Source organism: Micromonospora sp. DT53 (genome assembly GCF_049841535.1).
Lineage (GTDB): Bacteria > Actinomycetota > Actinomycetes > Mycobacteriales > Micromonosporaceae > Micromonospora.
Genome location: NZ_JBNCKM010000011.1, coordinates 99,112 through 119,281, shown reverse-complemented (window position 1 = coordinate 119,281; position 20,170 = coordinate 99,112). Strand labels below are relative to the sequence as shown.

General features: G+C 69.8%; 19 protein-coding genes. 7 read left to right on the top strand and 12 right to left on the bottom strand.

The genetic code is table 11. The features are described from left to right. Window positions 1–18: 18 nt before the first annotated feature. From ACLQ3B_RS28995 to mmsA, 7 genes are all read right to left on the bottom strand, one after another. Window positions 19–1,107 (bottom strand): DNA glycosylase AlkZ-like family protein, encoded by a 1,089-nt coding sequence (locus tag ACLQ3B_RS28995; protein WP_425783876.1) that lies wholly within the window; start codon window positions 1,105–1,107, stop codon window positions 19–21. Window positions 1,108–1,178: 71 nt separating this feature from the next. After that, a complete protein-coding gene (locus ACLQ3B_RS28990) occupies window positions 1,179–1,994 on the bottom strand; it encodes an ABC transporter permease (RefSeq protein ID WP_425784002.1) in 816 nt (271 codons plus the stop codon). An 11-nt stretch (window positions 1,995–2,005) separates the two neighbouring features. After that, window positions 2,006–2,974 (bottom strand): ATP-binding cassette domain-containing protein, encoded by a 969-nt coding sequence (locus tag ACLQ3B_RS28985; protein ID WP_425783875.1) that lies wholly within the window; start codon window positions 2,972–2,974, stop codon window positions 2,006–2,008. A gap of 150 nt (window positions 2,975–3,124) precedes the next feature. After that, window positions 3,125–4,387 (bottom strand): ROK family transcriptional regulator, encoded by a 1,263-nt coding sequence (locus ACLQ3B_RS28980; protein ID WP_425783874.1) that lies wholly within the window; start codon window positions 4,385–4,387, stop codon window positions 3,125–3,127. Window positions 4,388–4,499: 112 nt separating this feature from the next. Further along, the gene (locus tag ACLQ3B_RS28975; RefSeq protein ID WP_425783873.1) at window positions 4,500–5,603 is read right to left on the bottom strand and encodes a substrate-binding domain-containing protein; all 1,104 of its coding nucleotides are present in this window, start codon (window positions 5,601–5,603) and stop codon (window positions 4,500–4,502) included. A 52-nt stretch (window positions 5,604–5,655) separates the two neighbouring features. Continuing rightward, window positions 5,656–6,954 (bottom strand): multiple monosaccharide ABC transporter permease, encoded by a 1,299-nt coding sequence (gene mmsB, locus ACLQ3B_RS28970; RefSeq protein ID WP_425783872.1) that lies wholly within the window; start codon window positions 6,952–6,954, stop codon window positions 5,656–5,658. Beyond that, on the bottom strand, window positions 6,951–8,498 hold the full coding sequence (mmsA, locus tag ACLQ3B_RS28965; protein ID WP_425783871.1) for a multiple monosaccharide ABC transporter ATP-binding protein: 1,548 nt from the start codon (window positions 8,496–8,498) through the stop codon (window positions 6,951–6,953). Before mmsA ends, mmsB begins: the two co-directional genes overlap by 4 nt. Window positions 8,499–9,251: 753 nt before the next feature. Here mmsA and ACLQ3B_RS28960 point away from each other — a divergent pair. Both ACLQ3B_RS28960 and ACLQ3B_RS28955 read left to right on the top strand, forming a co-directional pair. Next, a complete protein-coding gene (locus ACLQ3B_RS28960) occupies window positions 9,252–9,836 on the top strand; it encodes a TetR/AcrR family transcriptional regulator (protein WP_425783870.1) in 585 nt (194 codons plus the stop codon). Continuing rightward, window positions 9,833–10,660: an alpha/beta fold hydrolase gene (locus tag ACLQ3B_RS28955; RefSeq protein WP_425783869.1), complete on the top strand. Its 828-nt coding sequence runs from the start codon at window positions 9,833–9,835 to the stop codon at window positions 10,658–10,660. Before ACLQ3B_RS28960 ends, ACLQ3B_RS28955 begins: the two co-directional genes overlap by 4 nt. A gap of 223 nt (window positions 10,661–10,883) precedes the next feature. On the opposite strand, the gene ACLQ3B_RS28950 is transcribed toward ACLQ3B_RS28955, so the two are convergent. Both ACLQ3B_RS28950 and ACLQ3B_RS28945 read right to left on the bottom strand, forming a co-directional pair. Continuing rightward, window positions 10,884–11,114, bottom strand: coding sequence for a tautomerase family protein (locus ACLQ3B_RS28950; RefSeq protein WP_425783868.1), 231 nt, complete (start codon window positions 11,112–11,114; stop codon window positions 10,884–10,886). 30 nt (window positions 11,115–11,144) lie between these two features. After that, on the bottom strand, window positions 11,145–11,861 hold the full coding sequence (locus ACLQ3B_RS28945; RefSeq protein WP_425783867.1) for an SDR family NAD(P)-dependent oxidoreductase: 717 nt from the start codon (window positions 11,859–11,861) through the stop codon (window positions 11,145–11,147). Between the two features lie 68 nt (window positions 11,862–11,929). Between ACLQ3B_RS28945 and ACLQ3B_RS28940 the strand changes: the two genes are divergently transcribed. From ACLQ3B_RS28940 to ACLQ3B_RS28930, 3 genes are all read left to right on the top strand, one after another. Next, complete coding sequence (locus ACLQ3B_RS28940) at window positions 11,930–12,550, top strand: TetR family transcriptional regulator C-terminal domain-containing protein (RefSeq protein WP_425783866.1); 621 nt, start codon at window positions 11,930–11,932, stop codon at window positions 12,548–12,550. Window positions 12,551–12,660: 110 nt separating this feature from the next. Next, window positions 12,661–14,355, top strand: a complete 1,695-nt coding sequence (locus tag ACLQ3B_RS28935) for an ATP-binding cassette domain-containing protein (protein WP_425783865.1) — start codon at window positions 12,661–12,663, stop codon at window positions 14,353–14,355. Next, complete coding sequence (locus ACLQ3B_RS28930) at window positions 14,345–15,811, top strand: aminotransferase class V-fold PLP-dependent enzyme (RefSeq protein ID WP_425783864.1); 1,467 nt, start codon at window positions 14,345–14,347, stop codon at window positions 15,809–15,811. Before ACLQ3B_RS28935 ends, ACLQ3B_RS28930 begins: the two co-directional genes overlap by 11 nt. A 21-nt stretch (window positions 15,812–15,832) precedes the next feature. Here the strand turns inward: ACLQ3B_RS28930 and ACLQ3B_RS28925 are convergent, their stop codons facing one another. Beyond that, window positions 15,833–16,231 carry a hypothetical protein gene (locus tag ACLQ3B_RS28925; protein ID WP_425783863.1) on the bottom strand — a complete coding sequence of 133 codons (399 nt, stop codon included), beginning with the start codon at window positions 16,229–16,231 and terminating at the stop codon, window positions 15,833–15,835. Window positions 16,232–16,606: 375 nt separating this feature from the next. Between ACLQ3B_RS28925 and ACLQ3B_RS28920 the strand changes: the two genes are divergently transcribed. Both ACLQ3B_RS28920 and ACLQ3B_RS28915 read left to right on the top strand, forming a co-directional pair. After that, window positions 16,607–17,866 (top strand): family 16 glycosylhydrolase, encoded by a 1,260-nt coding sequence (locus tag ACLQ3B_RS28920; protein ID WP_425783862.1) that lies wholly within the window; start codon window positions 16,607–16,609, stop codon window positions 17,864–17,866. 159 nt (window positions 17,867–18,025) lie between these two features. Then, window positions 18,026–19,048, top strand: a complete 1,023-nt coding sequence (locus ACLQ3B_RS28915; protein WP_425783861.1) for a DUF4331 family protein — start codon at window positions 18,026–18,028, stop codon at window positions 19,046–19,048. Between the two features lie 111 nt (window positions 19,049–19,159). Here the strand turns inward: ACLQ3B_RS28915 and ACLQ3B_RS28910 are convergent, their stop codons facing one another. Next, entirely contained in the window at window positions 19,160–19,390 is a 231-nt protein-coding gene (locus ACLQ3B_RS28910; RefSeq protein WP_425783860.1) for a DUF2188 domain-containing protein, read from the bottom strand. Window positions 19,391–19,462: 72 nt separating this feature from the next. Beyond that, entirely contained in the window at window positions 19,463–20,122 is a 660-nt protein-coding gene (locus ACLQ3B_RS28905) for a M23 family metallopeptidase (RefSeq protein ID WP_425783859.1), read from the bottom strand. Between the last annotated feature and the right edge of the window lie 48 nt (window positions 20,123–20,170).

Genomic DNA, 20,170 nt, shown 5'->3' with positions numbered 1-20,170 from the left:
GGCCTCGGCGATCACCCGTCAGCGGAGGCCCTCGACGGTCAGCGACAGCCAGGACGCAAGGTCGTGCAGCTCCTCGTGCACGGCCCGGGTCACCTCCGGGGTGAAGGGCACGTCCTCGTGAATGGCGTGCACGGTGAGCGTGCCGCGCCGACGCTCGGCCGTGGCGTCCACCTTTCCGACCAGCCGATCACCGTGCAGGATCGGCAGCGCGAAATAGCCCCACCGGCGGCTCGCCCTGGGCTTGTACATCTCCAGCACGTACTCGTACTCGAAGAGGTCCGCGAGGCGGACCCGGTCGTGCACCAGCCGGTCGAACGGCGACAACAGCGCCGTACGCCCGGTGAAGGGCTGCCCGAGCGCGGCCGGGTCCACCCGCCACTCCCCCGCGACGCCCTCGATCACGGCCGGCTCGCCGGCGTCGCCGACGTCGGCGGGCTCGCCGGGCACGACCACCGCCTTCGCCCGAGCGATGCCCAGCGCCCGCAGCCGTCGCTCGTTGCGGAGTCGGCGCGCCTGCTCCAGCTCGACGACGGGTGTGCCGGCCGGGTAGACCCGCTCGGCCACGTCCCAGAGCCGCTGTCGGCCCTGACGGCCGGCGATCGCGACCTCGCCGCGCAGGACCAGGAACTCCAGCATCTGAGTGACGTTGCGGTTGTTGGTCCAGCCCGACGACGGCCACGGCACGGCGCTCGTGTCCGGGATGTCGCGGGAGAGCAGCGGACCGGAGCGGCCGAGCAGGTCGAGCACGTCCCGCCGGAACGAGTCGTTGGCGCGCAGCCACTCGCTGTGGCGCTCGTGACCGGGCGACGCCGCCACCGCCGCGAGGAAGAGCCCCAGGTCGTCCATCGGTCGCACCATCGCCTGGTGCTCGAAGAGCGTCCGGTCCCGTTCCAGGGCCTCGCGCAAGTGCGTGGGCTGGTAAGACGAGCCGAGCCGGCTCCAGCAGACGAGGTCGGCGCTGGGGGCGACGGCGGCGGTCGGGTCGATCTGCACGAGGGTCAGCTGGCGGACCACGGTCAGGAGGTCGGTCGGACGCGGAGCGGCCAGCAGCTGGGCCCGGATGGCGATCCGCCGCGCCTGGGCCCGATCGAGTCGGTGCACATCCACGCCGGCGAGCCTAACGGCGACCACCGACAACGAGCGGACCCAGAGAGTGGGATCGCCATCCGGGCGCGAGCTCAGCCGGCCAGCCGCCGGTAGCGGGCGACCGAGAGCGGCAGGAAGACCGCTACCAGTACGAGCGGCCACACCACCGCCAGCCAGGGGTAGTGCTGCGCCGCCCAGGAGTCACCACCCCAGCCGGGGTTGCCGAACAGCTCGCGGGCGGCGCCGACGGTCGCCGACAGCGGGTTCCACGCGGCCACCGCACCGAGCCAGGCGGGCATGGTGGACGGTGCGACGAACGCGTTGGAGAGGAAGCCGAGCGGGAACTCCAGGGTCTGCACGGCCATCACGGCCGTCTGCCCACGGGTGACCAACCCGAGGAAGATGCCGACCCAGATCAGGGCGAAGCGCAGCAGCAGGATCAGCCCCACCGCCGCCAGCGTGGCACCGGCCCCTCCGTGCGCCCGCCACCCGATCGCGAGGCCGGTCAGCAGCAGGACCCCAAGGGTGACGAGCGCGAACAGCATGTCGGCCACGGCCCTGGCCACCAGCGGCGCCAGCGGCGAGACGGGCATCGATCGGAGCCGGTCGGTCACCCCGCGCTCCAGGTCCTCGGCAACGGCGATCGTGGTGAGGCTGATGCCGAAGACCATCGTCATCACGAACATGCCGGGCATCAGGAACTCCCGGTAGCTGCCGCCGCCGGGCACCCGCAACGCACCACCGAACAGGTAGGCGAACATCAGCACGATCAGGATGTTGAAGCCGAGCGAGGCGATCAGCGGGCCAGGGTCGCGTCGCCACCGGGCCAGCGCGCGCCAGATCAACGCGCTGCTGTCGGCCAGGAGGGTGGGCCGTCCGGGCGTCAGATCCACCGCCGGGGCCGGCATGCTCACCGCGCTCACGCTGCCACCTCGGCGGTCGGTGCCCGGTGCCCGGTGAGGTGCAGGAACACGTCGTCCAGGGTCGGACGGCGCAGCGCGACGTCCATAACCGGGACGTTCACCGCGTCGAGCGCCCGCAGCACGTCGACGAGCGCACCGGCCTGGTGACCGACCCGGACGCTCACCATCCGCCGGTCCACGTCGACAGTCGGTTCGTCGTCGGCTGCCTGGCGTACCTGGGCGACGGCGGCGGCAAGGTCGGTCGGTGCGGCGACGACGACCTCGATCCGGTCGCCGCCGAGTCGGGTCTTGAGGTTGTCCGGGGTCCCCTCGGCGATGACCCGGCCGGCCTCGACCACCGAGATCCGGTCGGCGAGCTGGTCGGCCTCGTCCAGCTGCTGGGTGGTGAGCAGCACCGTGGTGCCGGCACGCACCAACTCCCGGACCGACTCCCACACCTCGTTGCGACCACGCGGATCCAGCCCGGTGGTGGGCTCGTCGAGGAAGAGGACCGACGGGGCCAGGATCATGCCGGCCGCCAGGTCGAGCCGCCGGCGCATGCCTCCGGAGTACGTGCTGACCGGTTGCTCGGCGGCGTCGGCGAGACCGAAGCGTTCCAGCAGCTCGACCGCCCGCTGCCGGGCCCGGCGGCGGCCCAGGTGGAACAGCCGGCCGAAGAGCACCAGATTCTGCCGGCCGCTGAGCGCCTCGTCCAGCGCGGGATGCTGCCCCACCAGCCCGATGCGATAGCGCACCTGGTCGGGCCGACGGGTCACGTCGAAGCCGGCCACCTCGGCACGACCCTCGTCGAGTCGGAGCAGGGTGGACAGGATCCGTACCGAGGTGGTCTTGCCGGCCCCGTTCGGGCCGAGCAGGCCGCAGACCGTTCCCTGCGGCACCCGCAGGTCGAAACCGTCGAGCGCGTACCGGTCCCGATACCGCTTGCGCAGCCCTTCCGCCACTATCGCGTTCCCACTCGTCGCCACAGCGTTCCCCTCGTCCGACCGACAAACGACCACTACCGTACAACGTACGGTAGTGGATACGCCAAGGATGGATCGACCGAATTCGTCGACCTGTCGTCTCGTTGGACGGGCGGCTGTTCATCGCCCGGGCGGGGGTGCTGGCCGCGACGGCTACGCCGAGTCCGCGGTCCCGATCTGGCCCGCGACGCCGACGTTCAGCGGGTCGGCCAGGAGCTTGTCGAACGCCAACTCGGCGGCACCGATCAGGACCGCGTCGGGGCCGAGTGCCGCCGCGCGCAACCGCAGGTGCTCGCGGGAACTGGGCAGTGGCATGGTGTCCAGCCGGTCCCGGACCACGTCCGCGCCGGCGGTGAAAATGTCGCGCAGCGAGCCACCGAACACCACGGCGTCCGGGTTGACCACGTTGACCAGGTTCGCCACCCCGAAGCCGAGCCAGTCCGCCACCTGCTCGACGGCCGCGCGGGCGGTCGGGTCGTCGTCCGCCGCCGCGCGCAGCACCTCGGCCACCGCCGCGCGGTCGCTCGGGTCACGGCCGGCGTGCCGCAACAGCGCGGCTTCGGAGATCTCGGTCTCCCAGCAGCCGCGTGAGCCGCAGCCGCAGGGCAGGCCATTGGGGTTCACGACCATGTGGCCGACCTTGCCGCTGTGCCCCCGGTGGCCGATCACCAGTCGGCCACCGACGATGATGCCGGCGCTGATGCCCAGGTCACCGTGCAGGTAGATGACGTCGTCGATGCCGGCCGCGACGCCCCGGACGTGCTCGGCCAGGCCGGCGATGTCGGCCAGGTCACCGGCCACGAAACCGGGGCCGGCGCTGAACTCCGCCTCCAGGGCGGCGCCGAGCGTCTCGTCGATGCTGGCGATCCGGATCCTGCCGTCCGGGTCGCGGGTGGTGTCGGTGACCGCGGCGGCGCCACCGACCAGCAGCGCGTCGCCGGCCACGGAGCGTTCCATGTCGCGGACCAGGTCCGCGAGGGGCCCCACGGCATCGAGCGCCGACATGCCGCTGGGTCGGGGGATCTCGCGCAGATCGAGGATCTGCCCGCCGAGGCCGACCCGGGCGGCACGCAGCCGATCCGCGTCGATGCTCAACGCGTGCGCGTAGACCCGGTCGGAGCGGGGACTGACCACCAGTGAGGGGCGGCCGGCACGGCGGGTGGTGGTCGGGGCCTCCTCGGTGACCAGGCCGCTGGTGACCAGGTCCGCCGCGAGGGCGCCGATGGTGCTTCGGTTGAGGCCGAGCCGGCTGGTCAGTTCGGCGCGGGACGTCGGTCCGTGCAGGTGGACGTAGCGCAGCACAGCGCCGAGGTTCTGCCGCCGGATCTCCTCCTGGCTGGCGCCGGGGACCGACGGCAGCGGGGACTCGGCGTTGCGGCCGACGCCGGCTGGCCTGGCCCGTACTGGTGTCGCCACGGTCAGACCTCCTTCCGGGTCGAGGCCGGTTGGTGCGGGGGCGCAGGGACGACGATGGGTCCCGGTAGAGGAGACCCGGGACCCATCGGCGTTACTACCTACCGTGCGGTGATTACTTGGTGAGCGGCGCGAGCTTCGGGTCGGTGGCGTACGCCTCAGCCGCGTTCGCCTTGGTGACGGCGACCGGCGGGAGCAGGTACGTGTCGACGACCTTGCTGCCGTTGTTGTAGGACTTGGTGTCGTTCACCTGCGGCTTGTCGCCGGCCTGGAGAGCCTTGACCATGTTGATGGTCTCCTTCACCAGGTTGCGGGTGTCCTTGTTGATCGTCATGTACTGCTCGCCCTTGACGATCGACTTGACCGACTCAACCTCGGAGTCCTGACCGGTGACGATCGGGGTCGGCTTGCCAGCACCCTTGACCGAGGTCAGGATGGCGCGGGCCAGCGTGTCGTTCGGGGAGAGGACGCCGTCCAGCTCCTTGTTGCCGTAGGTCGAGGTCAGCAGCTGGTCCATGCGGGCCTGCGCACCCTCGGCCTTCCAGCCCTGGATGGCGGTCTGCTTGACGTCCTTCTGACCCGAGGCGACGACCACGTTGCCCTTGTCGATCTCCGGCTTGAGCACGTCCATCGCGCCGTTGAAGAAGACACCGGCGTTGTTGTCGTCCGGCGAGCCGGAGAACAGCTCGATGTTGTACGGGCCGTTCGGCTTCTTGGCCTTCATGCCGTCCAGCAGGGCCTGGCCCTGGAGCTGGCCGACCTTGAAGTTGTCGAAGGCGACGTAGTAGTCGAGGTCCGGGGCGTTGGTGATCAGCCGGTCGTAGGCGATCACCTTCACGCCGGCCGCGTGGGCGGCCGCGACCTGGGTCGACAGCTGCGCGGCGTCGGTCGCGCCGATGACGATGACCTTGGCGCCCTTGGTCACCATGGAGGTGATCTGGGCCTGCTGGTCGGCGACGGTGGTCGACGCGCCCGCGTACTGCACGTTGCCCTCGAAGCCGGCCTCCTTCAGGCCATTGGTGAACAGGTCACCGGCGAGGACCCAGTTCTCCGAGGTCTTGGCCGGGAGGGCCACGCCGATCAGCGAGTTCGCCGGGAAGCCCTTGGCGGCCTCGCCCTTGGAGCCGGAGTCGCCGTCACGGCCGGAGCCGCAACCGGCGAGGGCCAGCATGGCGGCGGCGCTGATGGCGACCACCGACGTGCCGAAGAATTTACGCATGGTGAGGACTTGCCTTTCTGGAATTAAAACGGGGTGGAGAGGTCGGTGACCGTCAGCCGGACACCGCTGCCTTGGCGGGCTCGCGCTCCGCGTCCGGCGGTGAGGCGGGTGCGGCGGAGTCGTCGCGGCGGAACGGCCGCATCAGACTTCCGATGATGGAGAACCGCCCCTGGCTCTTGTTGTAGACGTCGATCGCGACGGCCAGCAGCAGGACGAGGCCCTTGATGATCTGGACCTTGTCGGTGCCCACGCCCTGAAGCTGGAGGCCGTTGTTGAGCACGGCCATGACGAGACCACCGACGATCGAGCCGCTGATGGTGCCGATACCACCGGCGACGGCCGCGCCACCGATGAAGACCGCGGCGATGGCGTCGAGCTCCCAGCCGTTGCCGTCCTGCGGCCCGGAGGCCGCCGAACGGGCCACGAAGATCATGCCGGCCAGCGCGGCCAGGACGGACATGTTCATCATGACGAAGAAGTTGACCCGCTTGAGCTTCACGCCGGACAGCTCAGCCGCCCGGGAGTTGCCGCCCACCGCGTAGATGTGCCGGCCGCCTGCCGTGTTGCGGGTGTAGAAGGAGTACGCGATGACCAGAACCAGCAGGATGATGCCGGAGATCGGGAAGCTGGTGCCGACGCGACCGCTGGCGAAGCGCAGCGAGGCGAAGGCGATGACCCCGACCATGATGGCCATCCGCAGGATCGAGACCCACATGGGCGCCGGGTCGGCGTCCATCGCCCGACGGGTGTTGCGGGCCCTGATCTCGCGCCACACCACCGCCAACGCCGCGGCCAGACCCAGCAGCAGCGTGGCGTTGTTGTAGCCGGTGTCCGGCCCGAACTCGGGCAGGAAGCCCGACCCGATCTCCCGGAAGCCCTCCGGCACCGGGATGCTCTGCGCGTTGCCGATGAACTGGTTGCCACCGCGGAAGAGCAGCATGCCGGCCAGGGTGACGATGAACGCCGGCACCCCGACGTAGGCCACCCAGAAGCCCTGCCAGGCACCGATGACCGCGCCGATCACGAGGCCGAACAGGATGGCGGCGGGCCAGGGCAGATCCCACTCGGTCATCGACTTGGCGACCAGGATGCCGGTGAAGGCCGCGACCGAGCCGACCGAGAGATCGATGTGCCCGGCCACGATCACCATGAGCATGCCGATGGCCAGAATCAGAATGTACGAGTTCTGCTGGAACAGCGCGATCAGGTTGTCCGACCGCAGCGTCAGCCCATTGGTCCAGATCTGGAAGATCAAGACGATCGCCACCAGGGTGAAGATCATCCCGAACTGGCGGGCGTTGGAGGTCGTGCCTCCAAACAGGTTCTTCTGAAGGTCCTTGATACGGCTCATCGGGTGGCCAACTTCTTCGTCGAGGTCATCTGCTTCATGAGGGTCTCCGGGTCCGCGTCCGCCCGAGCGATCTCGCCCGTGATGGCGCCTTCGAACACGGTGTAGATGCGGTCGCAGAGCCCGATCAGCTCAGGCAGCTCCGAGGAGATGACGATGACGCCCTTCCCCTGGTCGGCGAGCCGCTGGATGATGCCGTAGATCTCGTACTTGGCACCCACGTCGATGCCGCGCGTCGGTTCGTCGAGGATCAGCAGGTCCGGGTCCGTGAACATCCACTTGGCCAGGACGACCTTCTGCTGGTTGCCGCCGGAGAGCTTCGAGACGCTCTCGTCGACCGTCGGGGCCTTGGTCCGCAACTCCTTGCGGTACGCCTCAGCCGCCTGGTATTCCTCGACCTCGTTCAGGACGCCGTGGTGCCGGATCTTGGACAGCTTGGCCGCCACCGTCGACGTCTTGATGTCGTCGAGCAGGTTGAGGCCGATCGCCTTGCGGTCCTCGCTGACGTACGCGAGGCCGTTGTCGATCGCGTCGGCGACCGACTTCAGCACGATCTCCTTGCCGTCCTTGATGATCGTGCCCGACTCGTACACCCCGTAGGAGCGGCCGAAGACACTCATCGCGAGTTCGGTGCGGCCCGCGCCCATGAGACCGGCGAAGCCGACGATCTCGCCGCGGCGCACCACGAAACTCTCGTTCTTGCAGACCTGCCGCTCGGCCGAGATCGGGTGCCGGACGTTCCAGTTGCGGACCTCGAAGAAGACCTCACCGATCTTCGGCGTGTGGTCCGGGAACCGGCTGCTCAGCTCGCGGCCGACCATGCCCCGCACGATCCGGTCCTCGTCGACCCCGTCCGCCTTGACGTCGAGGGTCTCCACGGTCCGGCCGTCGCGCAGGATGGTGATCTGGTCGGCGATCGCCTCGATCTCGTTCAGTTTGTGCGAGATCATGATCGAGGTGATGCCACGGGAGCGGAAACCACGCAGCAGGTCCAGCAGGTGGCGGGAGTCGGCCTCGTTGAGAGCCGCGGTGGGCTCGTCGAGGATGAGCAGCTTCACGTCCTTGGCGAATGCCTTGGCGATCTCGACGAGCTGCTGCTTGCCGACTCCGATGTCCTTGATCAGGGTGTCCGGGTCCTCTTCCAGACCGACCCGGGCCATCAGGTCCAGCGCCATCCGGTTCGCGGCCTTCCAGTCGATCGCGCCCCGCTTGCGCGGTTCGTTGCCGAGGAAGATGTTCTCGGCGATCGACATTCCTGGAATGAGCGCGAGCTCCTGGTGGATGATCACGATGCCGGCGTTCTCGCTGGCCCGGATGTCGGAGAACTTGCTCTCCGACCCCTGGTAGACGATCTTGCCGTCGTAGGTGCCGTGCGGGTACACCCCGCTGAGCACCTTCATCAGGGTGGACTTGCCCGCACCGTTCTCGCCGCAGATGGCATGGATCTCGCCGGCGCGAACCACCAGGTTGACGTCGGAGAGGGCCTTGACTCCGGGGAACTCCTTGGTGATGGAACGCATCTCAAGGAGGATGGGCACGTCGCTCATCGCTCGTACCACCTCGCCAACGTCATCGGTTGCCTCCGGAAGGTTGAACCTTCACTTGGTTTTGTTGTTGACGGCAACGTATTGCGGCCGCCGGGCCATCCGCAAGGCGAGGGACTGTTGAAAAGGTAACAATCCGGCAATATAGATGTCGCACAGTGTTCGCCCGTCACAGCAGCCACCGCAGCCTCTCCCGGCGCCCCCGGTCGAGCCGCAGCACCCACGCCCACCTGCGACAACGTGCCAATCGACTCCGGCCATTCCCGCAGCTTTCCCACCAGGCAAGACACGCCTGGGACGAGGAAGCCGGTAACGCAGCGCACACGTCGCGCCATCGAACGTCGGTGATTGGGCACCGGCCCCGACGCCGTACGCGGGGCACACCGCGAGCCTCGGGCACCTGATGTGACCCACGCCTCTGCCGGCCGAGCGCATCGACAGCCGCCATCGCGCAGCGACGGGCACCGGACGACAGGTCAGTGCCCCAACGTCCGTTAAGTGTGGTTCGGAGCGGCACACCGCACCGGGGCCGGCCGGTCAGCTCGGGCGCAGCACCGCCGTCGCGTCGGGCACCTCCCGCACCACGACAGTCCGGACGTCCGTGTAGACGACGGCTCTCATCCCGACTCTCCCGTTCGGCTGCGGAACGGCCGGTCTTCCCCCGACTGGGCCGTTCATACCTGCCCGGCACGACCGCGGCCGGGCGGTGCTATCTTAGGATGCCTAAGTTATTTCCTAGCGAAGCAAAGGTGCGGCATGCCACGGCAGGGTCTGACCAGCGCGCGCGTCTCGGCCGCCGCAGCCGAACTGGCGGACTCGGTCGGCCTGTCACGGCTGACCGTCGCGGCCGTCGCCCGGCACTTCGGGGTGACGGACGCCGCCCTGTACGTGCACGTCCGCAGCCGCGACGCGTTGATCGAGCACGTCGCGGTCCGGGCTGCGGCCTCGTTCGCCGACGCGCTCGCGATCGCGGTGGCGGGGCGGGCCGGCCGCCAGGCCCTGGTCGGGTTCGCCAACGCCTGGCGCGCGTTCGCCGTCACGCACCCGGGGCAGTACACGGCGACCCAGCTTCAGCTGCCACCCGAGGTGGGCACGCGCTCGGCGGGGCACCTGCGCATGATCGAGTTGAGCTACGCGATGCTGCGCGGGTACGGGCTCGACGAGCCGGCCCTGACCGACGCGATGCGATTCGTCCGCAGCACCTTCCACGGCTTCGCAAGCCTCGAAACGGTCGACGGCTTCGGGCATCCCCGCGCCGTCGACGCGTCGTGGCAGTCGATCCTCGACGCGGTGCACACCACGTTGAGCAACTGGCCCTCCGAGAAACGGGAGCAGCAGTGAGCAGCCACGATCAGTCGGTCGAGTCGGCCGACGGCACCCGCCTGGTGGTGCGGCGCCTGGGCGTCGGAGACCCCGTCGTCCTGGTGCACGGCTCGGGTGGCGGGCTGCACTCCTGGGCCGCCGTCGCGGAGCACCTCTCCCATGACCACGAGGTGTGGCTGCCGGCCCGACGCGGATACGGTCCCAGCGACATTCCGGCCGGCACCAAGTCCTTCCGGGACGAGACAGCCGATCTGGTCGCCGTCATCGAGGCGGCCCGCAAACCCGGGGGTCCGCCGGTCCACCTCGTCGGCGCGTCCTACGGAGCGACCCTGGCGTTGCACACCGCCTTGGCTGATCCACGCGACGTGCGTTCCCTGGCCATCTTCGAGCCGCCACTCTTCGCGGCCGGGGCGGGGATCGCGCCCATGCTCGACCGGTACCGCGCCGCCTTCGAGCGCGACGACGCCGCCGCGATGGCAGCGGCCCTGAACGACGTGACGCGGGTTCCGGCCGAGATCGTCGCCGCGCTCGTGGGCGGCCAGCGGGTGCCCGACCCGGTCGAGGCGCGCCGCTCGGCGGTCGGCTGGCTGCACGATCTCGAAGCCCTCGCGCAGGACAGCACGGACATCGCCCGGTGGTCCTCGATCGCTGTGCCGACTCTCCTACTGGCCGGCGCGGACACCTGGGAGCCGATGCCCACCACGATGAACGCCCTCGCGATGACGATCCCGGCGGCCCGCCACGTCGTCTGGGCGGGCCAGTCGCACTTCGTGACCATGACGGCACCCACCCTGGTCGCCGACACCCTGCGGCAGTTCTTCGCCGAAGTCCCAGTGGCCTAGCCGAGCCGGCCGAGGCCCCGGCGGCCTAGCCGAGCCGGCCGAGGCCCCGGCGGCCTAGCCGAGCCGGCCGAGGCCCCGGCGGCCTAGCCCAGCCGGCCGGGGGCCCCGGCGGTCCAGCCGAGCCGGTGACCGCCGGTCGCACGGAACGATCAGCGACGCCGACTGGCGGGCAGCATCCTCACCACAGGTGCGGACGGCCAGCCAGTCGGCGGGCAACCCCGGCCTACTCGGGCACCTGCTGCTGGCGGAACTGTTCGACCGGGAGGCCGCCGCGACCCCAGTTCTCGGTCTCGACCTCGTCGATCACCACGAAGGTCGACGTCATCGGCTTGTTCAGGACATCGCGCAACAACTCGCTCACACCCTTGATGAGGGCGGCCTTCTCCTCGGCGGTCGCCGCGGACGCGCCCGGAGTGCTGCCCTCGCGGGTGATCTGGATGGTCACGATCGGCATCGTCTACCCCTTTCTCGGTGCGGAATGGAGTCAGTGACCGGCGTTCTGGCCGCCGTCGACGTGCAGGATCTCGCCGGTGACGAACGGGGCGTTCTCGAGGTAGAGGACGGCGTCGACCACGTCGCTGGTCTCGCCCATCCGGCCGACCGGGTGCAGGCCCGCGAGCGTCTGGTGCGTCTCGACCGGGTGCATCGGGGTCTTGATGATGCCGGGCGCGACGGCGTTGACCCGTACGCCGCGAGCCGCGTACTCGATGGCCAGGGACTTGGTGGCAGAGCTGAGGCCACCCTTGGTGAGGGACGCGAGCGCCGACGGAACGTTCGAGTTGGGCTGGTCGACGAAGCTGGTCGTGATGCTCACGATGTGCCCGGAGCCCTCGGCCAGCAGGTGCGGCAGGACACGGCGGGTGAGGTGGAAGAACCCGGCGAGGTTGACTCGGGTGACCAGGTCGAACTCCTCGTCGGTGTAGTCGGTGAACGGCTTGGCGACGAAGACGCCGGCATTGTTCACCAGGGTGTCGATCCGCCCGAAACGGTCCAGCGCGGCACGCACCACCCGCTCGGCGGTGTCGGCCTCGGCGATGTCGCCCCGGACCGTGACGATCTCCGGGTCGTCGGACGCGCCGATCGAGCGGGAGGTCGCCACGACGCCGTACCCGAGCTTGCGGTAGGCGTCGACGAGGCTGGCGCCGATGCCCTGGGAGGCGCCAGTGATCACGACGACCTTCGGTCCCTGACTGCTGTTCATGAGGAAACCACCTTCACTAGACGACTGGTCTACTAAAAGCTAGCCGACCGGTCGTGTATCGTCGAGTCATGGGTCGGACCAGTGACGCGAAGAACAAGATCCTCAGCGCGGCCGCCGCACTGATCGAGCAGCGCGGCTACACCGCGCTCGGCGTGGCCGAGATCTGCGCGGCGGCGGGCGTGCCCAAGGGCAGCTTCTACTACTTCTTCGAGTCCAAGCAGGCGCTCGCCCGCACCGTCATCGACGAGCACTGGGTCACCCAGCGCCGCCAGTGGGAGCAGTTGCTCGGCAGCGAGCGCGACCCCCTACAGCGACTCCGGGACCTGTTCGAGGCCACCGAGGAGGTCCAGCGCGTCGGCCAGCAGAAAGCCGGCGTGGTCGCGGGCTGCCTGTTCGGCAACCTCGCCCTCGAACTCAGTAACCAGGCCGAGGAGATCCGCGGTCGGCTCCAGGAGATCTTCGAGGAGCAGATCAGCCTCATCGAGCGGGTCGTCGTCGAGGCGAAGGAGCGCGGCCTGGCAGGCTCGGCGGTCGACAGCCGGGAAGCCGCCCGATCGATCGTCGCGCAGATCGAGGGGCGGGTCCTGCTCGCGAAGTTGCTCAATGATCCGACCCAGCTGGAGACGCTCTGGCGCAACTGCCTGGATCTCCTCCAGGTGCCGGAGCAGGCACGGACCATCACCGGCTGAACGGACGACGGTCGCTGACCGTCCACTCCGGGCGCACTGCGCGGTCGCTCAGTAACATCGGCGAGGCACGATATTCAGGCGGACCCCCACCGACCGGATCGAGCACTCGAATGACGACCGAGCAGACCACGTCTCCCCCGCGTGCCGGTGTCGGCATCGCCGCTCAGGGGCTGGGCCAGACCGTCCGGGGCGGTCGCCAGATCCTGACCGACATCTCCCTGAGCATCGCGCCGGGCGAGCTGGTCGCGATCATCGGTGCCAGCGGCGCCGGTAAGACCACCCTGCTGGAGATCCTCGCCCGGGTGCGGCCACCGGCGGCGGGCACCGTGACGTACGACGGCACGGCCGCGGCCGGCGGCATCGGTGTCGTTCCGCAGGACGACATCATCCACCGCGAGCTGCCCCTGGCCCGCACCCTGCGGTACGCCGCCCGGCTGCGCCTGCCCTCCAGCACCGGGCCGGCCGAGATCAGGGACCGGGTCGCCGAGGTGCTCGCCGAGCTGCGACTCACCGACCGGGCCGCCACGCCGGTGGGCCTGCTCAGCGGCGGTGAACGCAAGCGCGCCAGCATCGCCGTCGAGCTGCTCACCCGGCCCGGCGTGTTCTTCCTGGACGAGCCCACCTCGGGGTTGGACCCGGCTATCGCCGTGGAGCTGCTCCGGGTGCTCCGCGCGCTCGCCGACACGGGAGCCACAGTCGTGCTGACCACCCATCAGGTCATCGACGTGGACCATTGCGACCGGGTCGTCGTACTGACCCGTCAGGGCCGGCTGGCGTTCACCGGCACCCCGGCGGCGGCCCGGGAGTTCTTCGGCCTGCGCTCCCTCGTCGAGGTGCACCTCCGGCTCGACGACGCGACCCGACCCGCCGAGTGGCCCGATCGCTTCGCCGAGCAACGCGACACCCAGCAACACGACGTCCAGCAACGTGACGCCGACGGTGGTGACCTCGCCGCGACGCCGCCCCGGCGTGTCGGCCGGCTGCGCCAGTGGGCGGTCCTCACCGCGCGCAACGCCGAGATCGTCGTCCGCAACCGGCTGACCCTGGCGATCCTGCTCGGCTCGCCGTTGATGGTGCTCGGCATGTTCGCGCTGCTGTTCCGTCCGGGGGCGTTCGAGCCGAGCAGACCCAGCCCGACGGTGACCGTGATGATCCTGTTCTGGATCGCGTTCGGCGGCTTCTTCTTCGGGCTGACCTACGGGCTCCTGCAGATCTGCACCGAGCTGCCGATCCTGCGCCGGGAGCGGCTGGCCGGCGTCCGGCTGGCCCCGTACCTGATGGCGAAGGTCGCGGCGCTGCTGCCGCTGCTGGCCCTGGTGGACCTGGCCCTGCTCGGGGTGCTGCGCGGCATGGACAGGTTGCCGCCGCTCGGCGGCGCCGACTTCGCGGCCCTGTACGCGACCCTGCTGCTCTCCTCGGCGGCGGCGCTCGCCCTCGGTCTGCTGTGCTCGGCGGCCGTGTCCGACACGGCCCAGGCGACGCTCATGCTGCCGATGCTGTGTTTCCCCCAGGTGCTGTTCGTCGGCGCGATCCTGCCGGTGCCGGCCATGGCGGTCGGCGGTCAGTGGATCAGCTACGCGATGTCGAATCGGTGGGCGTTCGAGGGCTTGGGGCACACCGTCGGGGTGGAGGGGCTCTGGCGCGACGGCGGCTCCCCGCTCGGTCCGCCGCTGCTGGCCACGTACGGCGACAGCTTCTCCCGGCCGGTGTGGGTCGGCTGGCTGGTGCTCGGCGGTTTCGTGCTGCTCTTCCTGGGCGCGGCCTGGGCGGTCCTGGTCCGACGGGACTCCCGCCGTGCGTCCTGACGCGATCCCGCACGCCTCCCCCGCGGCGCTGCCGGGATACGCCACCACCGGCCGGATCGACGAGCTGCGCGCCACCGAGTACCGGCACCTGGACACCGACGGGCAGGTGTACCTCGATTACGCCGGGTCCGGGGTGGCGGCCCAGACCCAGGTTCGCGCCCATCACGATCGGCTGCTCGCCGGCCTGTACAGCAACCCCCACTCGGAGAATCCCACGAGTGCGGCGGCGAGCTCGCTTGTGGAGTCGGCGCGACGCGCGGTGCTCGACTTCTTCCGCGCCGACCCGGCCGAGTACGCCGTCGTCTTCACCCCGAACGCCAGCGGCGCCTGCCGGCTGGTCGGCGAGGCGTACGACTTCGGCCGGGCGGCGCCGCTGGTGCTGACCTGGGACAACCACAACTCGGTAAACGGCATCCGCGAGTTCGCCCGGTCGGCCCACGCGTCCGTCCGCTACGTGCCGCTGAGTGGGCCGGAGCTACGGGTCGCCGAGTCGGACCTGGTCGCGGCGCTCGACGCCGGCCGGGGCAGCCTGTCCCGCCGGTGGGGTCGACCCGGTCGTCGCGGGTTGTTCGCCTATCCGGCGCAGAGCAACTTCTCCGGGGTGCAGCACCCGTTGGGCTGGGTGGAGCTGGCCCACCAACGGGGTTACGACGTGTTGCTCGACGCTGCCGCCTTCGCGCCGACGAACCGGCTGGACCTCAGCGTCGTCCGGCCGGATTTCGTGTGCCTGAGCTGGTACAAGCTTTTCGGTTACCCCACCGGGGTCGGCGCGCTGCTGGCCCGCCGTACGGCGCTGGCCCGGCTGCGCCGTCCGTGGTTCGCTGGCGGCACGATCCGCGCGGTCAGCGTGCAGGGCGACTGGCACCGGCCGATGGACGACGAGTCGGCGTTCGAGGACGGCACGCTCAACTTCCTGAGCATCCCGGACGTGGAGGTCGGGTTGCGCTGGCTCGACTCGATCGGCGTGGACCTCGTGCACTCCCGGGTCGGCCTGCTCACCGAATGGCTGCTGGAGCGGCTGGCCACCCTGCGGCACGACACCGGCGGGCCACTGGTCCAGGTCTACGGGCCGACGACGGGCGCGGGGCGCGGTGGCACTGTGACGTTCAACCTCCGCCACCCGGACGGCACGCTTGTCGACGAACGGCTCGTCGCGCGGGAGGCGGCAGCGGCAGGTTTCTCCCTGCGTACCGGCTGTTTCTGCAACCCGGGCGCGGGCGAGGGCGCGTTCGGGATCAGCCGGTGGTCGACCCGGCAGCGGCTGTTGGCGGGGGTCGACACGATCGACCAGTACCTCATGGCGCTGCGTCTGCCGACGGGCGGCGCGGTCCGTGTCTCGTTCGGACTGGCCTCCACGGCGACCGACGCGGAACGCTTCGTCGCCTTCGCCCAGTCGACCTACCTCAACCGGGGGGCCGGTGCCGAGACACCGCTGCCACCTCGGTTGCGCTGCTGACGACCTGCCCGACCGCGCCGGCTAGCTGACCTGGGCCACCGGCGCCGGGCGGTGCTTGATCTCCTCCATGAACGGGAACCGGGCGGTCAGCTCGGCGAAGGTCAGGCCGGCCCGCCAGGCTGCGGCCAGTTGGGCGACCTGCACCAGGTCCATGACGTCACCGCGCGCGAGAACCTCTCCCGAGACGCGAAGATCGATCATGAAGTATCGGGCCTGTGCTCCCAGGCCCACGCAGACCACGCCCTCGTCGGACTGCAGCTCGGCGCAGGTGAACCGGGCTCGCCCCTGCTCCGGCGCGGTCACCCGGCCGACATCGAGGCCATGGCGGGCAGCGGTTTCGACGAGCGCGGGGGCCAGGCCACCCCGCTCGACCAGATCCGGGTAGAGGCGCACACCCAGCGCCGTCGACGCCTCGCTCATGACTGACTCCCACTTCCTTGTGACAGAGACCAGCAGCGCGCAGGTTACGGGAAAGTTTCCGGCACGCCTCGTCATCCTGTCCCGCGTGGACGCCTCACGGCAATAGGAAGGGTCGATTCGACAGCTATCGAGTAACCCTCGGCCGCGCCGAACTCCTTCGATGGGCAGGTGCCGTCCATCCGGGAGGCATCGATCGATCGCACGGTGACGGCCCGGGTCGGCACCACGGCGCTCACTGGTCAGCATCGGGCGGTAACGGACGGTCGTGATATTGGAAACACTCTTGACAGAAAGACATGATATCGACATGCTTCGCTTTAGAGAGCGCTCTCTATCCTGGTAAACCGCCTTCACCCCCACGCTGAGGAGCCTCCCGTGTTCACAGCCCGGCCCAGCCTCCGCTTCCGTCCCCTCGTACTCCTGGCGGTCGCCCTCGTCGCGACCACGACGGCGCTCGTCCTCCCGGCGAACCCCGACCGGGCCGAGGCCGCCATCGGCGCCATCAGCTGGCAGGACGAGTTCAACTCCCCCGCCGGCACGCCCGTCGACCAGAACAAGTGGCGGTTCGACATCGGCGGGGGCGGTTGGGGCAACAACGAGCGGCAGTACTACACGAACAGCACAAGCAACGCCGTCCACGACGGCCAGGGCAACCTGGTCATCACCGCCCGCCGGGACAACCCCGCCAACTACCAGTGCCACTACGGGCGCTGTGAGTACACGTCGGCGCGGTTGCTGACGGCGGCCACCTTCACCCAGACGTACGGGCGATTCGAGGCCCGGATCAAGATTCCGCGCGGTCAGGGCATCTGGCCGGCCTTCTGGATGCTCGGCACCGGTGGCGGATGGCCCGACGCCGGCGAGATCGACGTCATGGAGAACATCGGCCGGGAGCCCAACACGGTCTACGGCACCGTGCACGGGCCCGGCTACTCCGGCGGCGGCGGCATCACGGGCAGCCGCACCCTCGGCGCTCCGCTGGCCGACGCCTTCCACACCTACCGGGTGGACTGGGAGCCGAACGTGATCACGTGGTACGTCGACGGGGTGCAGTACCACCGGGTCGATCCCGCCCGTCTCGGCGGCAGCCGCTGGGTGTTCGACCACCCCTTCTTCATGATCCTCAACGTGGCGGTCGGTGGTAACTGGCCCGGCTACCCGGACGGCTCGACCCAGTTCCCGCAGCAGATGCTCGTCGACTACGTCCGGGTGTCCAGCTACACCTCGGGGGGTGGGGGCGACCCGGCTCCCGGCACCAACCGCATCCGGGGCGCACAGAGCGGTCGCTGCATCGACATCCCCGGCGCCAACCCGGTCGAGGGCGCCAAACTCCAGATCTGGGACTGCAACACCACGGCGGCCCAGAGTTGGACCTTCGCCTCCGACGGGACCGTCCGCGCGATGGGCAAGTGCATGGACCCGGCCTGGGCCGGCACCGCCAACGGCACCGAGGTCAACCTGGTCAGTTGCAACGGCAACACCGCGCAACGCTTCACCCTCAACGCCGCCGGCGACCTGGTCAACCTCAACGCCAACAAGTGCGTGGACGTACGCGAGGCCAACCCCAACAACGGCGGCAAGCTGCACCTGTGGGACTGCCTCGGCGCCGCCAACCAGAAGTGGTCTCGCATCTGACGAAGCGGGCACGAAGGAGTGGGCCGTCCGAGGACACCTCGGGCGGCCCACCGCCGTGTTCGTCTCCGTAGACCCGGATTGGCGCGATGAGCGAGGAGGCCAGGCTCACGACCACTATGTTCGGATTAGTCCAGATCCGGCAGTTCCGGGAGTGAGCTCATGTCGCACCACCTCGATACGCCCCTGGCCGCCCAGGGCGGCCAGCTGTACATCGACGACCTGTTCGTCTTCAACGGTGACCGCGCCACCGTGTTCGTCATGGACGTCAACAGCTCGGTGACCAAGGCCGACATCAAGCGCGGCTTCCACGCCGAGGCGCGCTACGAGATCAAGATTCACATCAACGGCGCCGAGGTGGAGGACCTGACCTACCGGTTCGCCTTCGGCGAGCCGGACGGCGACGCCCGGCAGGCCCTCCAGGTGTACGAGCTCACCGGAGCGGACGCCCGCGACGACGCCGCGATGGGCACCCCCATGGCCGAGGGGCGAACCGGCGAGGTGACGACCGGCGGCAACGTCCGGATCTGGGCCGGGCGGATCAGCGACCCCTTCTTCATCGACCTCGACGAACTCGCCACCATCAACGGCGCGGTCAAGAACGGGTCCCGGGTGGACCGCTCGGCGTGGCGGGTCGACCAGGCCAAGAACAGCTTCGCCGGCACCACCGTCGAGTCGATCGTCCTCGAGGTCTCCCATGACGAGCCACTGCTGCGCGACGGCACCGAGATCGGCGTGTGGTGTCGCACCATGCTGGCCACCGACGCCGGCGGATGGCGTCAGATCAACCGTGCCGGCCACCCCATGATGTGGCCGATCTTCTGGCCGCACGACACCGACTTCTCGAACCCCGCCAACTTCCGGCACCCCGGCATCGACCTCAGCGAAGGCGGCGAGGAGATCGCGAACGCGGTCGCCGGGGTCGTCAAGGCGAACGGCACCGCACCGGACCCACAGGCGTACGGCTGGAGCGTTGCCCGGCAGCTCTACCCCGACCTACTGTCGTACAAGGTCGGCACGTCCGCGAACTTCGGCTTCGCGGTCCGCAACGGGCGCACCCTGGCCGACAACGCGCCCGAGGTGATGTTCTCCCTGGTCCTCAACACCGGCACCACGTCCGGCCTCACCTCGGACGTCACGAAGACCGCCCGTTCCGCCACGTTCCCCTACGTGGTCCCGGCCTGAAGCCGCTCGCGGGGCTCGGCGGCCGACACGGCACCGGGCCGCCGGACCACACAGCGGCGGACCGGCCCCTCGGTCACGCCGAGGAGGCCGGTCCGCGAAGACGGGAAGCCGTCAGCCCTCGATGTCCCGCGGGTCACGGCTGCGGGGGTAGGTGTTCTTCTCGCCGATCGTGCCGTCCTGCTTCTTGATCACGTGTTCGACGCCGCGGTCGGCCGCCATGTCGCGGCCCTGGGCCTGCGCGTCGGCCTTCACGTCATGCGTGCTGCTGGCCCGCTCGTGGCCCTCCGGCTTGTTCTTCCACTGCCCATCCTCGTGGTACGTGTCGACATCACCCTTGGCCATGGCCGGCTCCTCCCTGCGTCTGAACTGTCCCCCGAATCAGTGCCCCGAGCCGTGCCGGGCAAACCGAGGTCCTCAGGAGACGGCCGGACAGTTGTTGCTCACCCGCCGGAGGATCTGTTCGCGTTCGTCGGTGGTGATGCCGGACGGCGTGCCGTCGAAGTGGGTCTCGACCTTGTCCCAGCCGCGGCGCTGCTCGTAGTGCAGGTGCGGCGCGCCGGAGTTGCCGGTGCTGCCGAGCCGCCCGATCTGGTCCCCCTGGGCGACCTTCTGACCGACAGTGACCACTGGCGGTTCGAGCATGTGCAGGTACTGCGTCTCCCACTTTCCACCGTGGTCGATCTTCACCCAGTAGCCGCCACCGCGCCCCCGTGGGCCTTCCGGGTTCTCCGGGGTGCGGTCGCCCAGCGACCCGTTGATGCCGGCCACGGTGACCGTGCCGGCGTACGACGCGAGCACCGGCCGCCCCCACGTCTCGCCCTCGACCGGAAAGAAGTCGACGTCGTAGTCGTCGTGACCGGGGTAGGTGCTGAGCTGCCACGTCTCGCCACAGGTCACCGGCATCTGGAAGAGCGGGCGCGGCCCGGCCGGTCGCAGCATCGGCACCGCGACCACCGCGATACCCAGGACGGCCGCCGCCGCGACCAGCGCGAGGAGAACCCGGATGGCACGGCTTCGGGGGCGGCGGTGGGAACGGGCTGTGGTGGGGCGACCGGTCGTCACCGGCCCGAGCATGGCAGATCCCGGCAACCTCCGGGCTGGGGGCCGACGCCTGAACAAGGA